This window comes from Streptomyces sp. NPDC026246, from assembly GCF_055567995.1.
Genome location: NZ_JBVHPJ010000006.1, coordinates 121422 through 135424 on the forward strand (window position 1 = coordinate 121422; position 14003 = coordinate 135424).

General features: G+C 71.6%; 13 protein-coding genes and 1 pseudogene. 8 read left to right on the forward strand and 6 right to left on the reverse strand.

Annotation, left to right across the window (positions count from 1 at the left end):
• Window positions 1-41 precede the first annotated feature (41 nt).
• Complete coding sequence (locus ACZ4M5_RS17105; RefSeq protein WP_467737526.1) at window positions 42-1220, forward strand: Cmx/CmrA family chloramphenicol efflux MFS transporter; 1179 nt, start codon at window positions 42-44, stop codon at window positions 1218-1220.
• Window positions 1221-1895: 675 nt separating this feature from the next.
• Window positions 1896-2447: a YceI family protein gene (locus ACZ4M5_RS17110; RefSeq protein WP_467737528.1), complete on the forward strand. Its 552-nt coding sequence runs from the start codon at window positions 1896-1898 to the stop codon at window positions 2445-2447.
• 109 nt (window positions 2448-2556) lie between these two features.
• Here the strand turns inward: ACZ4M5_RS17110 and ACZ4M5_RS17115 are convergent, their stop codons facing one another.
• Together ACZ4M5_RS17115 and ACZ4M5_RS17120 are read right to left on the reverse strand one after the other, a co-directional pair.
• Window positions 2557-2889: a glyoxalase superfamily protein gene (locus ACZ4M5_RS17115; RefSeq protein WP_467737530.1), complete on the reverse strand. Its 333-nt coding sequence runs from the start codon at window positions 2887-2889 to the stop codon at window positions 2557-2559.
• A 61-nt stretch (window positions 2890-2950) separates the two neighbouring features.
• Entirely contained in the window at window positions 2951-3784 is an 834-nt protein-coding gene (locus ACZ4M5_RS17120) for a hypothetical protein (protein ID WP_467737532.1), read from the reverse strand.
• 388 nt (window positions 3785-4172) lie between these two features.
• On the opposite strand from ACZ4M5_RS17120, the gene ACZ4M5_RS17125 reads away from it, so the two are divergent.
• Window positions 4173-4508: a hypothetical protein gene (locus ACZ4M5_RS17125; RefSeq protein ID WP_467737534.1), complete on the forward strand. Its 336-nt coding sequence runs from the start codon at window positions 4173-4175 to the stop codon at window positions 4506-4508.
• A 65-nt stretch (window positions 4509-4573) separates the two neighbouring features.
• Here ACZ4M5_RS17125 and ACZ4M5_RS17130 read toward each other — a convergent pair whose 3' ends face one another.
• Window positions 4574-5488 carry a transglutaminase domain-containing protein gene (locus ACZ4M5_RS17130; RefSeq protein WP_467737536.1) on the reverse strand — a complete coding sequence of 305 codons (915 nt, stop codon included), beginning with the start codon at window positions 5486-5488 and terminating at the stop codon, window positions 4574-4576.
• A 154-nt stretch (window positions 5489-5642) separates the two neighbouring features.
• Here ACZ4M5_RS17130 and ACZ4M5_RS17135 point away from each other — a divergent pair.
• A pseudogene (locus ACZ4M5_RS17135) lies at window positions 5643-7160 on the forward strand (DUF4246 domain-containing protein); the annotation flags it as partial.
• 56 nt (window positions 7161-7216) lie between these two features.
• On the forward strand, window positions 7217-7603 hold the full coding sequence (locus ACZ4M5_RS17140) for a hypothetical protein (RefSeq protein ID WP_467737538.1): 387 nt from the start codon (window positions 7217-7219) through the stop codon (window positions 7601-7603).
• A gap of 45 nt (window positions 7604-7648) precedes the next feature.
• On the opposite strand, the gene ACZ4M5_RS17145 is transcribed toward ACZ4M5_RS17140, so the two are convergent.
• Window positions 7649-8338, reverse strand: coding sequence for a hemerythrin domain-containing protein (locus tag ACZ4M5_RS17145; protein ID WP_467737540.1), 690 nt, complete (start codon window positions 8336-8338; stop codon window positions 7649-7651).
• Window positions 8339-8511: 173 nt separating this feature from the next.
• On the opposite strand from ACZ4M5_RS17145, the gene ACZ4M5_RS17150 reads away from it, so the two are divergent.
• Window positions 8512-9921, forward strand: coding sequence for an FAD-binding oxidoreductase (locus tag ACZ4M5_RS17150; protein WP_467737542.1), 1410 nt, complete (start codon window positions 8512-8514; stop codon window positions 9919-9921).
• Between the two features lie 79 nt (window positions 9922-10000).
• Here ACZ4M5_RS17150 and ACZ4M5_RS17155 read toward each other — a convergent pair whose 3' ends face one another.
• Together ACZ4M5_RS17155 and ACZ4M5_RS17160 are read right to left on the reverse strand one after the other, a co-directional pair.
• Window positions 10001-10441: a MarR family winged helix-turn-helix transcriptional regulator gene (locus tag ACZ4M5_RS17155; RefSeq protein ID WP_467737544.1), complete on the reverse strand. Its 441-nt coding sequence runs from the start codon at window positions 10439-10441 to the stop codon at window positions 10001-10003.
• Between the two features lie 103 nt (window positions 10442-10544).
• Entirely contained in the window at window positions 10545-10982 is a 438-nt protein-coding gene (locus ACZ4M5_RS17160) for a hypothetical protein (RefSeq protein WP_467737546.1), read from the reverse strand.
• Window positions 10983-11357: 375 nt separating this feature from the next.
• Here ACZ4M5_RS17160 and ACZ4M5_RS17165 point away from each other — a divergent pair, with 375 nt between their 5' ends.
• Both ACZ4M5_RS17165 and ACZ4M5_RS17170 read left to right on the forward strand, forming a co-directional pair.
• Window positions 11358-12272 (forward strand): AurF N-oxygenase family protein, encoded by a 915-nt coding sequence (locus tag ACZ4M5_RS17165; protein ID WP_467737548.1) that lies wholly within the window; start codon window positions 11358-11360, stop codon window positions 12270-12272.
• Window positions 12273-12307: 35 nt separating this feature from the next.
• Window positions 12308-13957 carry an FAD-dependent oxidoreductase gene (locus ACZ4M5_RS17170; RefSeq protein ID WP_467737550.1) on the forward strand — a complete coding sequence of 550 codons (1650 nt, stop codon included), beginning with the start codon at window positions 12308-12310 and terminating at the stop codon, window positions 13955-13957.
• Window positions 13958-14003: the final 46 nt, after the last annotated feature.

The window sequence follows — 14003 nt, forward strand, 5'->3', positions numbered from 1 at the left end:
GAGATGACCTCTCGCGCTTCTCCTCACCTCGGAGCCACTCGATGCCTCTCCCCCTGTACCTCCTTGCCGTGGCCGTCTTCGCCATGGGCACCTCGGAGTTCATGCTCGCCGGCCTCCTGCCGGACATCGCCTCGGATCTCGGCGTCTCGGTCGGGACAGCGGGCTCCCTCACCTCGGCCTTCGCGATCGGCATGATCGTCGGCGCCCCGCTCGTGGCCGTGCTCGCCCGCGGATGGCCCCCGCGGGCCGGCCTTCTCGGGTTCGTCCTCGTCTTCACGGCAGCCCACGCCGTGGGTGCCGTCACCACCGGCTTCCCCGTCCTGTTCGCCACCCGGGTCGTCGCGGCCGTCGCGAATGCCGGGTTCCTCGCCGTGGCCCTGACGGCGGCCGTCGCGCTCGTCCCACCTGCCCGGAAGGGACGCGCGCTGGCGGTGCTGCTGTCCGGCACGACGCTGGCCACGGTCGCCGGTGTCCCGGGCGGGTCCGCGCTCGGCGCTCTGCTCGGCTGGCGTGCGACGTTCTGGGCCGTGGCCGTTCTCTGCCTCCCCGCCGCCCTCGGCATCCTCCGGGGCGTCCCGGCCGGACGTGATGAGGCGGGGGCTGCGGGACGGCCCGCGCTGCGCGCGGAACTCGCCCAGCTCACGAGGCCGCCGCTGGTCCTGGTGATGCTGCTCGGCGCGCTGGTGAACGCGGCCACCTTCGCAAGCCTCACCTTCCTCGCCCCCGTCGTCACCGATAGCGCCGGACTGGACGAGTGGTGGATCTCCGTGGCCCTGGTGGTCTTCGGCGCCGGCTCGTTCGCCGGCGTCACCGTCGCCGGCCGGCTGTCCGACCGGCGTCCGGGCCGGGTCGTCGCTCTCGGCGGCCCGTTGCTGTTCGTCGGCTGGCCGTCCCTGGCGCTGCTCGCCGACGTGCCGATCGCCCTGTTCCTCCTGCTGTTCGTGCAGGGCGCCCTGTCGTTCGCCCTGGGCGGCACGCTCATCGCGCGGGTCCTCCACGAGGCGGCAGGAGCCCCCACCATGGCCGGCTCCTACGCGACGGCGGCGCTCAACGTGGGTGCCGCGGCCGGTCCCGTCGCGGCTGCGGCCGCCCTCGGTTCCCCGGCCGGGGAGTCGGGGCCCCTGTGGATGAGCGGACTGCTGGTAGCGGTCGCGCTGCTCGTCGCGTTCCCCGCCCTCCCCATCATCACGGCCGGCCGGAGCGGCGAGGTCCCCGGGTGACGGCCTTCGCGGTGAACGGACGGTGCGGGCACCGTCCTCGCCGAAGTCGGCCCGCGCGGTGCCGGCGACGTGGGGCGTCATGCCGGTCGTCCGGTCCAGGAAGAGCAGACGTCCCGCTGCCGCGGCCCTTCCGCGGGCGACATGCGTCACCCGCGCCCCCTGGGAACTCAGACGTCGGAATCCACAGTCGCCAGTTGAAGGCGGCCCAGCCAGGCGGCACGGGAGGCGGTGCCCCGCACGGCACGGACAAGGGTGCAAAAGGTGGCGGAGAGGGCGGCGGAGTGCCCCCGGCGCAGCAGCCCGACCACCCCTGAGCCCGCCGCACGACCCGGCCGAACGGCCCCGCCCGGGGCCGTTCGGCGCGTCACGACCCGCCGGGCCGCTCGCGGACCTGCTCACCAGCCCCGGCCGAGGACGCAGAACTCGTCCCCCTCGGGTCGACCTCACCGCCTCCGGATCCATACGCGGGCCGTCCCACGGAGCCCGATCCGGTCGCGCGACGCTCGGCCGGACCGACCCGGCTGCCCCCCGCGGAGTCGGCGATCGCCGGTCAGGGTGCAATCGCCCGCGGCCGTGCGCGTTGGGCGGGACGGGAATCGCATGGCGGCCTAGCGTGGGCCGGTAACGATTTCGGCGGTCCGCCGCCGGATCCGGACCCCAGGGAGGTTCCCCACCATGACTGTCCCGATCCCCGACCTCACCGGCGACTACGTCCTCGACCCGGCCCACACCCGGATCGGCTTCGTCGCCCGCCACGCCATGGTCACCAAGGTGCGCGGCGCCTTCCACGAGTTCGAGGGCACCGCCCACCTGGACGGCGCCGACCCGGCCCGGTCCAGCGGCCAGGTGGTCATCAAGGCGCAGAGCATCGACACCGGCGTGGAGCAGCGCGACCAGCACCTGCGTACCAACGACTTCCTGGACGCCCCCAACTTCCCCGACATCACCTTCCGCACCACCGAGGTCGAGCAGCGGTCCGACACCGAGTACCGGGTCACCGGCGAGCTCACCATCAAGGACCTGACCAAGCCGGTCACCATCGACTTCGAGTACACCGGCAACGCCGTCGACCCGTTCGGCAATCTGCGCGTCGGCCTGGAGGGCTCGCTGACCATCTCGCGCAAGGAGTTCGGCGTGACCTGGAACGCGGCCCTGGAGGGCGGCGGCGTACTCGTCGGCGACAAGATCGTCCTGGAGTTCGACATCTCCGCGATCAGGCAGGGTTAGCGACAGCGCGGGCCCCGCCGGCACACCTGCCCCGGCGTGCGGAGCGACCACGCGGCGCGGTCCCGGGAACCGGGCCGCGTCCCCACGTCCGTGCGCCGCCCGCGGTCCGTCATCCGGTGGGCGTGCCGATCCGCAGCCGGTTGCCGTCGGGGTCCCGCAGCTCGATCTCACGCGCCCACGCCGCGTCGCTCACCGTCACACCGAACTCTCGGGCGAGGGTGTCGACATCCCGCACGCGGAGGTAGACCAGCGTGCCGGGCCGGGCGTCGCCGCGGTGCTCCGACAGGAACAGCCGCATCCCGCCCCGGGCCACCTCGACGAACGCGGGGAGTCCCGGCTCGAAGCGGTGCTCCCACTGGTGGGAGAAGCCGAGCCGCGCGTACCGGGCGACCGCCGCCGCGGCGTCCTCGACGCGCAGAATGGGGATGACTTCCTCGTCCATGGCGCCATCGTCGCAGACCCGTCGGGACGCCCCCGCCTCGCAGGGCGCCTGCCGCTGCCCGTCACGTACCCGCTGTCCTCGCCGAGCGCTCTTGAGCACGAATACCAGGCAGTCGGGCACACTCCTCGGCTCCGGCCAGGCTCCCGTCCAGGGCCAGGAGCGAGAGGAGTTGCACGGGCCGGCCGGCCCTGGCCGCGGCCTCCGCTTTGTGATGGCCGTCGAGGAGGAAGTGCGTCAGCCCCCAGTGCCGGTGATGGTCGTCCGGCATGCCGACGGCGGGTTCGCACACGTCCAGTGTCGACACCGCGACAGCAGTCGGTACGTGCCCCCGCATCATGAGCGTGACGTACTCCTCAACGCGCTCCCTCTCGTTCCAGGTCGGCGGAACCATGGGCACGACGAACTCGTAGAGGTGCGCGGAGGGGTCGACCGCGGTTTCGAAAGTCCGGTAGTACGGCGTGTGCGGATACTCGGGCAAGCCCCAGAACCGGTCCAGCCCCCACGTGGTCACCTGTTCCCCGCTGAAGTAGTCCCCGTCCTGCCCGGGGACCACAAGACGGGGGTTCACGCGGAGCAGCATCGGAAGGTACTTCCCCTGCGGCAACAAGGCCGCGAACACATCGATCACGCCGCTGTCGACCGGGTCGGACAGTGTCCCGGCGAGCCGCTGCCTCACGCGCTCCGACGACAACGTCTGCCGTGCGGTGTCCAGTCGGCGGAACAGCAGAGGGCACGTTCCGCACCAGGCGCTGAGTTCGAAGGCCGGCGCGCCGTCGACCACCAGCAAGCGGCGTCCCGGGCCGGCACCGCTCCCCCGCCGCTCCTCCTCGAAGCGCAATCGCGCCTCCGCGGCGGGAACACCGAGGGCGAGCTGCCGGCCGAAATTGATCACCATGGGTCGACAGTAGTGGGCTCTACGCGGTGGCTCCCGTCGTTGGAGGTCCCTGTGACAAGCGTTTTCCCGCACGGCGCAGTACTGTGTGCGCGGTTACTCACGATCGTTCCTGTCGCTCTGCCTTCGTACGACCGTCGCGAAATGACCGGTTGGAGCGCAGAGGTCGAGCATCGCAGCGTCGGCCGGCGCGATCGGGAGGCTTCGGCGGGCAGCGGTGGCGTGGTGTGCCACTCCGTCTGCCGGTCGGTGGGCACCGCCTTGGTTGATCGAATGGGGGCCAGCTATGCCTTGGGGGCGGCGACGGAAAGAGTCTGCACCCGCACCACGAGCAGAGACGGACGACCTGGCGTTCGAACTCGCCCGGGCCGACTTCCAGATCCTCACCCGGGTGATCGAGCACGCCGGACAACGTCTGGAGACGGACGGCGGCGCGGACGCGCAGACGATCCGCAACGCCAGCGGGGCGGAGCTGCTCCCCGTCCTCCACGCCCGGGCCGAGGCCGCGTCGGCATCCGGCGCCGAGGGCGTCCCGATGCTGGTCGGCGAGATCCGTCATGTGGAAGCCGCGGTGATCAACCTGCAGTCCTACGGCGGCCACGAGACCGTACTGTGCGAAGGGCACAGCCTGTTGGAGCGGCTGGCCGCGCTCGCCCGGGAGGCGCGCACCGGGCGGACCGTGGACGGCGTGCTGAGACTTTCCCATCCGCAAGCCCCGTGCGGGTGACGCTGACGCGGGGAGGTGAAGGGCCCGGACCGTCCGCTGCGCTGCCACCGTCGGCAGCCGCGGTCTCAGCTCCGAGCCCTTGCGGCCCAGCGTCCGAGGACCGGCTCGGCCAGCAGCCTGGCCGGGGAACAGAGGGTCTGGCCGTGCTGGGCGAAGAGCGCGTCGCGTGAGTCGAAACGACCAAGGTCTGCCAGGACATGGGCGGACAGGTCGCAGCCCTTCACGGTGACGTCATCGCCGGTCCTGCTCCCGGGGGCCCCGGGTGCGGTACCGCCGGTGGCCGCCCCGGTCGGGCAGACGGTGACCCCGTCCCAGTCGACGGCCGTCCGGGACAGCGCCTCGAACAGCGTCTCCGGTCCACTGTTGGTGAAACCGCCGTCGGCCCGCCTGCTCGAACGGCTCAGGTCACCGAAGATCTCGGACGCCGTCAGCCACCCCTGGCGCATCCCTCCGTCCTCACCTGTACCGTCCGGAGCCGCCCCGTCCTCCGCCTCGTCCTCCGCCTCGTCCTCCGCCCCGACGAGGAACTCCGGCCAGGCCAGCACGACACGATCGGGCACGATCCGCCGCATGCGCGGGAAACGCGGGTACCAGAACGCCCCGTCCACCAGCAGGCCCCGCACCCGGGTCGCGGTCCCGCTGGCCCTGGCGACCGCCTCCAGGACCGCGAGCCGCTGGCTGCACGAGCCTCGGCCCCGGCCGAGCACCTCGGACACCGGTCGCTCGTCCTGCACGGAGTAGACGGGACGCACCGCGCCGGTGATCACACCGTGCGCTCGCCGGAGCATGTCGATCCGGGCACCGGCCCCGGAGCCGACTTCTCGCTCCGGGCGCGGTGTCGCCGTGTCGATGCAGCGGAGCAGTGTGGCGACACGGTCATCCGTCCAGTCGAGAATGGCCGTCGGCGCCGTGCTCCCGGTCACGTCCCGTGGGGCGTCGATGGGCGCGCGTCTTCTCGGTGTCAGCAGCGAACTGGTCATGGCAGTGGTTCCTCCCCCGCCGGGTGAGCAGCACGCCGGCCCGACTCATACCGGCAGAGCTTTTGAACGCGTTCAACTCGTTGGGCGGGCTGCGAGTCCGGCGATGTCAGTGCGCTGACGTAGTCTTCCCGCCACCTCACACCGACCCGGAGGACCGAAGAACGTGTCCAGCTCGTCCCCGTTCCCGCTGCCCTTCCACGCATCCCGTTCCCTGGCGTTCGCACGGCCCCGGACGGTACGGGAGCTGCAGATGATGGAGTGCAGCGCTCACATCCGGGCGAAACCGGGGTGGGTCGGCAAGACGAACGATCCGGGCATCGTCGCGCAGTGGACGCGGGAAGCGGTCGCCCAGGGGCTGACCGAAGCGCAGGTCGGTTTCGTCATCGCGGAACTCGCGCACTACGCCGCGCTGCGCGACGAGCGAACGGGCATCGAAGTGGCCGCCGTGGACGGGGTGTGGCAGTCGGACACACTGATAGACGACGCCCTCCGAGCGCGTCTGCGCGACGCCGTCAGGGTGGTGGAGGACGTTCCCGAGGCAGAGCTGGACTGGCATCCGGGATCGGACGAGCAGGTGCTGGACCTCGTGCATCCTTCGCTGTTCTGCCTGGTGAAGGGTGTGAGCCCCGCACCGGAGCGGGCTTGGCGGAACCCGACGGACCGCTACTCTAAGCACGAGTTCTCCGAACGCTTCCAATGGCTGCCCACGGACGTCGACGTCAGTGACGAGGGTGACGTCACCTTCCGCTCCTACGTCAACAACGTGCACCCCGAGAAGCACCGGGAACTGGCCGCCGTCCTGCCGGAGTTGTTCGCCCGGATGCGACCGCTGTGGGAGAACGTGCTCACCGACCTGCGGCATCCGCGCCCCCTGCGGATCGAAGCCGATCCGTACGGTTGGTACGACTCGGAGCCCGTGTATCCGGACAAGGCTTCCTACCGTGACGAAGCGGCCTACACGGAGGCCTACCGTGCGTGGCAGCTCGCCCTTGACGCATGGTGGGAGAACCGCCGTCCGGTCGTTCCGGACGCCCCCTCCTTCACACCGCCCGCGGTGCCCGACGAGTCCGCACGAGTGGACCTGCGCGGTCGTCGCCTCCAGGTCATCGTCAAGCTCGCCACGCTGCATCTCACCCCGGAGAAGCCCGAGTATCCCGGCGGCTCCTGGCATGTGGAGGGGATGCTGAACGAACGGATCGTCTCGACCGGCATCTACTACTGGGACAGCGAGAACATCACCGAGAGCCGGCTGAGTTTCCGCACGGCACTCGACGACCCGGACTACGAGCAGAACGACGACAACGGCCTGCGCGAGGTCTACGGCCTGGAGGACGAGGACGCGCTGAACCAGGTGCTCGGATCGGCGCCGACCCCGGCCGGCCGCTGCCTGGCGTTTCCGAACATCCTGCAGCACCGCGTCGGCTCGTTCCGCCTGAAGGACCCCGCACGGCCGGGTCACCGCAAAATTCTCGCGTTCTTCCTGGTCGATCCGTCGGAGAGGATCGCCTCTACGTCCGACGTGCCCCCGCAGCAGCCGTGGTCCGGCACCTCCACCATGACGCTCGACCAGGCCAAGGCCTTTCGCGAAGAACTCATGCGGGAACGCAAGTTCTTCGTCGACGAACACAACGAGCAGCTCTACGAGCGGGAGTTCTCCCTCTGCGAGCACTGAGCTCTCCCGCGAGACCGCGTACGCCCTACGAGCTGGTCGCATGCGACGATCAGGCCGTGAAGACACCCGACCTGGCAGCCGTGACAGGGCTCTTGACCGACGCCCTGTCCGTGGTGGCGGCCGATGCTCCGACCCAGACCGCCTGGCTCGACCGGCACCGTGTGGACGCGGACGAGATCGCCCTCGACTTCGAGCACGCCTTCAGGGTGTCCGGCCGGCTGGCGGAGCACCGGCAGATCAGCGAGTCCGTCGTCGACGCACTCCGGGAGATCGACGCGGTGTTCGCCGGCATGAGCGGCCAACAACACGCCGAGCGGTGGACGCGGAGCGCGCTGGGAGATGACGTTGGGTGGAGCCTGGTACGGCAATTGGCCCGTCACGCCCTCACCGGGATGACCGGCGGGTGGGAAAGGCCGCTGCCGTCCCTCCAGGTGATCCGGTGAGCTCACAGGGCGGCTCGTTCGCAGCACACCGCCCGGCTGCCCCGTTCACGGTCCGTGGGGCAGGGCCCCTGCCTCGGGGACATCGAGGTCGCTGTAGAGCCTCTGGCGCTGGGCGGATGTGAGGGTGCTGCTGAGGTGCGCCAGCGTGCTGCCGGCCGGGCCGGGAGCGGCCTTCAGGACACCGCGCATGATCGCGGCGCGCGTGGCCGGCGGCAGGGCGGGCAGCATCTTGCGCAGGTCGGCCGCGGACTGCTCGGGCGTACGGGAGGCCTGGAACGCCGCGAAGACGGCTCCGAGCTCGTCGTCGTCGACGGCCTGCCACAGCGCGGGCATGGCGACGGTCTCTTCCAGGTGGAGATGCGCGAGGTAGGCGCTGATCATTTCGTTGAGCGCCAGATAGAGCTGGTGCTGCGCTTCCGGCAGCGCCTCGGACGGTGTCGCGGGGAGCGCGCGGGCGCGCTCGTCCAGGCCCGTGAAAGTGGCGTCGAGACGGATGTGCTCGGCGTCCAGGGCGTCGGCCGCCTCCGGCGCGCAGGCACGCAGGAGCTCGTGGATGTAGGCGTCCTCGTGATCGGCGTGCTCCCGGAGTTCCCCGGTCATCGCCAGGCACTGCTCCGCCAGGTCGGCCGCGACGCCGACCTGGGTGATGTCGGCCGCCCCCAGCTCGGTCGCGAGGGCGAACAGCCGGGCGCGCTGTCCCAGGTGCACGTTTCGGTAGAGGTCGATCTTCGGCATGGCCGGTCCTTGCTTGACTGTTCCACTGACGACATCATGTTGCGATAGCGACAACTTGTTGTCAATAGAAGGCGAGCCGGCCGGGAGCTCCCACGCCGCGATGCGCCGGCCACCGCCCCGGCTTAGGTTGGGACACGGAGCAGCTCGCACCCACGCCGGGAGAGGTGAGACCCATGGCGAGCGAGCACACACAGGAACACGCGCATGAGCACGCACTGACCGAACGGCTCCGCTCCTCGCTCCGCGGCGAGGTGATCGACCGCAGCCATCCCGGTTACGACGAGGCGCGCACCGTGTGGAACGGGTTGATCGACCGCCGGCCCGCTGTGGTGGCCAGGTGCAGTGGGACAGCCGACGTGGTCGCGGCGGTGGCGGCCGCACGCGAGCACCGGCCGGTCGTGAGCATCCGCGGCGGCGGGCACCAGGTCGCCGGCAGCGCCGTGTGCGACGACGGCCTGGTGATCGACCTGTCACACATGAAGGGCGTGCACGTCGACCCGTCGGCCCGCACGGCGCGCGCCCAGGCCGGTGTGACGTGGGGCGAACTGGACCGTGAGACGCAGCTGCACGAATTGTTCACGCCTGGTGGGGAGATCTCGGCGACGGGGGTCGCGGGCCTCACGCTCGGCGGCGGTTTCGGCTTCGTGATGCGGACGTTCGGATTGAGCTGCGACAGCGTCCGTTCGATGGAGATCGTCACCGCGGACGGCACGGTGCGCACCGTGGACCGGGAGGAAGAACCCGACCTCTACTGGGCGTTGCGCGGCGGAGGACGCGGCCTCGGGGTCGTGACGTCCTTCGAGTTCGGGCTCCACGCCCTCGGCCCGGAGGTGGCAGGGGTGCTGGTCCTCCACCCGTACGAGCATGCCGAGGACGTGCTGCGGGCCTGGCGGGACGCCACGTACACCGCGCCCGGGACGGTCACGCCGGAGCTGCTGCTCTGGAGTGTCCCCGCCGACCCCGCGATCCCCCAGGAGCTGCACCGGACGAACTGCGTGATGGTGGGCGCCGTGTACGGCGGGCCTCCGGGTGACGGGGCCACCGCCGCGCTGGCGCCGCAGCGGCAACTGGGGCCACCGCTGATGGACTTGAGCGGGACTCTGCCGTACGTCATGCTCCAGGGCGCGAACACCTGGCGGTTCCCCGACGGCGAACGCTACTTCATGAAGTCCCACTTCATGGAGGAGCTGACGGACGAGGCCATCCGGACGCTGCTCGACTGGGACTCCCGCCGGCCCACTCCGGAGAGCCTGATCGTCGTTCGGACCCTCGGCGGTGCTGTGGCCGACGTGGATCCGGACGACAGCGCGTTCGCGCACCGGTCGGCACGCTTCAACGTCAGCATCGACGCGGGCTGGCAGGACCCGGCGATGGACGAGGCGGCGATCGGGTGGGCGCGCTCGGCCTGGGACGCGATGAAGCCGTTCTCCAGCGGGGGCGCGTACGTCAACTTCGCCGGGCTCGGCGAGGACGCCGGCGACCTGCGCGGCGCGGTCTTCGGCTCGCACGAGGGGCGCCTCGAGGGCATCCGTGCGGCGTACGACCCGGAGGGCCTGTTCGCACCGGCGGCGCGCATGCCGTGATCGGCACCGGCCGCACGCCTGCCGTGGACGCCAACTCCGGGCCCCCGGCGGTCACTTCCGCGGCGCGCCGGAGTCTCGGTCAGCGGGCAGGGTCGGCATCGTCGCGCAGGTACTGGTTGACGGTGCGCAGGACGGCCCGAGCGGTCGCGAGGTCCTCGGGCTCGATCAGCGCGGTCAGCGGCTCGTGCGCCTCCGCCTCCCTCCGCGTGATGCGTTCGAGCACCTGCCGTCCCGTCGCGGTCACCGTCAGCAGGGGCGACGTCTTGTGGTCGGGGTTCGTCCCGCCCGCCACCAAGGCGTCGTCCAGCAGCTCGTTGACGACCCGCTGGACGGCCTGCCGGGAGATGCCGAGCCGGCGGGCGGCCTGCGGGGCGGTCATCGGCCCGCCGGACAGCACGCTGAGCAGCTGCCACCGCGCCTGGGTCTGGCCTTCGGCCGCCGCGATGGCCTCCCCGTTCCTGCGCAGCCGCCCCGCGGCCTCGAACACGTCCGCGACCAGCAGCGGGAACTCGCGCACCATGGACTCTCCAGCTCGACAACGAACTGCCGCTTCGCAACGGCATTGTCACTTCGGTCCATGTCTACCACGCCGGAACGCCGCCGCGGCGTGCGAGCGCGTGCGCTCAGCAGGAACTGCTGCAGGACGACGAACTGCTGCTGCACGAGGACGAGCTGCTGCCGCACGACGAGGAACTGCTGCCGCACGACGAGGAACCGGAGCCACAGGACGAGGAACTGCCGCACGAGGAGCCGCCACCCGAGCAACCACCGGACGAGCCGTCGCCGGACGAGCCGTCGCCGCCACCCGGCGCCCACCAGGACCAGTCGTCGACCGGGCTCCCGGCGCCGTGCGCCGTCGACGCGCCGTACGTACCGCCTGCGGCACCGGCACCACTGCCGGTCGGCCACGCTCCACGCCGCGCCGCGGCGCCGGAGCCGTGCGCCGCCGCCCGTGCACCCAGGTCGTCCCAGGCGCGGTGCCACGCCCGGCGCACCAGCCAGGTCACCAGCGTGACGAGCACCAGGACGAACCCACCCACCCACATGAATGCGATCAACACAGCGTCCCCCTTACGCCGGGCCGCGCCCGGATTGCCCGCAGTATGCCCGGCACGGGGGTGACCGGTACCGCTTCTTGAGCAAGTCCAGAGCTTCGGCGCAGCCCGCCTCCGCGCCACGGGCCGGCGCCTGAGGCGTTCCGGAGGAACCACTTCTTACCGAGGGGTAGGCCGAGCGCCGCCCCTTGTTATACATTCCGTCTAACAAGAGGGCCCGGCGGTGGAACCCGCCGCGCGTCACCTCGTGGCCGCGTCACGCCCGGCGGCACCTCCGCGGACCCGGCGGAGCGGCCCTGGCGCACCGGACGGCCCTCACATCCCGATCGCATGCGCCACAGACGGAGACGGACCGTCACTCGAGACTGAGGAGTTGAGAGCATGGCAAGCAGCACGGCCCGGCCCCGAGTCGAGGGCGACACCCGGACCGGCGGAGTCGCCGGCCGGCTGCTCGACTCGGCCGCGACCCTGTCCTACGACCCCGCGACCGAGGTGGACTGGGAGACACCGCTCGACAAGGACTTCCACGGCGCCAGCCCGGAGTGGAGCACCCTGTACGGCACGTCGTACTGGAACGAGCTCTCCGAGGCGCAGCGCAAGGAGCTGACCCGGCAGGAAGCCGCCTCCGTGGCCAGCACCGGCATCTGGTTCGAGATGATCCTCCAGCAGCTGATCCTCCGGGACGTCTACGCCAAGGACCCGACCGACGAGACGGTCCAGTGGGCGCTCACCGAGATCGCGGACGAGTGCCGGCACTCGATCATGTTCGCCCGTGGCGCCCGGAAGCTCGGGGCGCCGGCCTACCGGCCCCGCCGCCTGGCGCTCGAACTGGGCCGCGCCTTCAAGACGTTGGCGTTCGGCGAGGCCGCCTACGCGGCCATCCTCGTCGCCGAGGAAGTCCTCGACGTCATGCAGCGCGACTGGATGCGGGACGAGCGGGTCGTGCCGTTCGTGAGGACCATCAACAACATCCATGTGGTCGAGGAGTCCCGCCACATGAAGTTCGCCCGCGAGGAGACCCGGCGGCATCTGGCGAAGGCCGGGCCGGTCCGCCGGCACGTCCACGCGTTCGTGATCGCCGTGGCGGCGTACGTCATCGTCACGAGCATGGTGAACGAGTCCGTCTACGCCAACGCCGGACTCGACCCCGAGCGCGCACGCGCCGAGGCACGCGCCAACGAGCACCACAAGGCGATGATGCGCTCCAGCTGCGCCGGCCTGATGGAGTTCCTCGCCTCGGCGGGGCTGCTGACCAAGCCGGCGCTGGCCTTCTACCGGCGTGCGCACCTGATCTGACCGACCCACCGGCAGCGTTCGAGCAGAGCGGACCCATGACCTACGCCATCACCCAGACCTGCTGCGCCGATGCCACCTGCGTCGCCGTCTGCCCGGTCAACTGCATCCACCCCACCCCCCAGGAGCGGGCGTTCGGCAGCACCGAGATGCTGTACGTGGACCCCAGGGCCTGCATCGACTGCGGCGCGTGCGCCGACGCGTGCCCGGTGGACGCCGTCTTCCCCGTGGACCGGCTGACCGGCCCCCAGAAGGCGTACGCAGACATCAACGCCGCCTACTTCGCCGAGGCACCGGCACCCGAACTCCCCGCGGGGAGCCCCAACTTCCACGTCTGGGACAGGCCCGTCTTCGACCGGGTCCTGCCGGCGGACTTCCGGCCGTTGCGTGTCGCCGTCGTCGGCACGGGGCCGGCCGGCATGTACACCGCCCAGGACCTACTGCTGCACACCGACGCCGAGGTCACCCTCGTCGACCGGCTGCCGGTCGCGGGCGGGCTCGTACGGTTCGGCGTCGCCCCCGACCATCCGACGACCCGGCAGATCGGCGACACCTTCGCCCGCTTCCACGCCCACCCGCGGGTGCGGATGCTGCTGGGGCTGGAGGTCGGCGCACACGTGTCGGCGCAGGAACTCGCCGCCCACCACGACGCGGTGGTGTACGCGGTGGGGGCGTCGGCCGATCGTCGGCTCGGTCTCCCCGGGGAGGATCTGGCGGGCAGCCTGTCCGCCACGACGTTCGTCGCCTGGTACAACGCTCACCCGGACGTCGCCCCCGACGCGGTCGACCTGTCCGCCGAGCGCGTGGTCGTGGTGGGCAACGGCAACGTCGCCCTGGACGTGGCCCGCATCCTGGTCGGCGACCCCGAACAGCTCGCCGGTACCGACATCGCCGACCACGCGCTGCGCGCTCTGCGCGACTCCTCCGTGCGCGAGGTCGTCGTCCTGGGCCGCCGGGGCCCGGAGAACGCCGCCTGCACGCGGCCGGAACTGCTCGCCCTGACACACCTGCCCGGTGTGGACCTGATCGTCGACGACCACGACCCACGGATCGGCCGTGCCATCGACGCCGCCGGCCCGCACGAGATCGCCGCGGTGCTGCGGGAGGTGCGGCGCGAAGAGGTCGACTGGTCGCGGGCGCCCGGTGCGGGCCGACGTATCGTGCTGCGCTTCCATTCCGCGCCCACGGAGATCGTGGGAAGCGACGAGGCGGCGGTGCGGGCCGTGCGCGTCACCGGCGCACGCGGGCAGGCCCTGGTGCCGGCCACGTCCGTGCTGCGGGCCATCGGCTACCGGGGCACGCCGGTACCCGGTCTGCCGTTCGACGAGGCGACGGGCACCGTTCCGCACGACGAGGGCCGGGTCGCCGGTGTGCCGGGCGCCTACGTCGTCGGATGGATCAAGCGCGGTTCGTCCGGGGGCATCGGCGCCAACCGGGCGTGCGCCGCCGAGACGGTCGGCAGCCTGCTCGCCGACGCCGTCGCCGGCGTCCTCGTGCCGCCCGCCCACTCGGCGAGATCCTTCCAGCGGCTGGCCCGCCGCCGGGCCCCGCGTCTCGTCGACGCGCGGGGCATGGCGGCCATCGACCGGGCCGAGCGCCAGCGCGGCGGAGCGGACGGCAGACCCCGCAGGAAGCTGGCCACGGTGACCGAACTGGTCACGGCGTCACGACGTGGACGGGTCTTCTGACGACCGGGAGGGCTCACTCCCGCGCAGCACGCCCAGGACCTGAACA

Coding starts and splice junctions, on each gene's coding strand:
- ACZ4M5_RS17155 (WP_467737544.1), bottom strand. CDS start 10,441: ATGGTGCGCGAGTTCCCGCTGCTGGTCGCGGACGTGTTCGAGGCCGCG.
- ACZ4M5_RS17130 (WP_467737536.1), bottom strand. CDS start 5,488: ATGACCAGTTCGCTGCTGACACCGAGAAGACGCGCGCCCATCGACGCC.
- ACZ4M5_RS17165 (WP_467737548.1), top strand. CDS start 11,358: ATGGCAAGCAGCACGGCCCGGCCCCGAGTCGAGGGCGACACCCGGACC.
- ACZ4M5_RS17120 (WP_467737532.1), bottom strand. CDS start 3,784: ATGGTGATCAATTTCGGCCGGCAGCTCGCCCTCGGTGTTCCCGCCGCG.
- ACZ4M5_RS17150 (WP_467737542.1), top strand. CDS start 8,512: ATGGCGAGCGAGCACACACAGGAACACGCGCATGAGCACGCACTGACC.
- ACZ4M5_RS17105 (WP_467737526.1), top strand. CDS start 42: ATGCCTCTCCCCCTGTACCTCCTTGCCGTGGCCGTCTTCGCCATGGGC.
- ACZ4M5_RS17110 (WP_467737528.1), top strand. CDS start 1,896: ATGACTGTCCCGATCCCCGACCTCACCGGCGACTACGTCCTCGACCCG.
- ACZ4M5_RS17145 (WP_467737540.1), bottom strand. CDS start 8,338: ATGCCGAAGATCGACCTCTACCGAAACGTGCACCTGGGACAGCGCGCC.
- ACZ4M5_RS17115 (WP_467737530.1), bottom strand. CDS start 2,889: ATGGACGAGGAAGTCATCCCCATTCTGCGCGTCGAGGACGCCGCGGCG.
- ACZ4M5_RS17170 (WP_467737550.1), top strand. CDS start 12,308: ATGACCTACGCCATCACCCAGACCTGCTGCGCCGATGCCACCTGCGTC.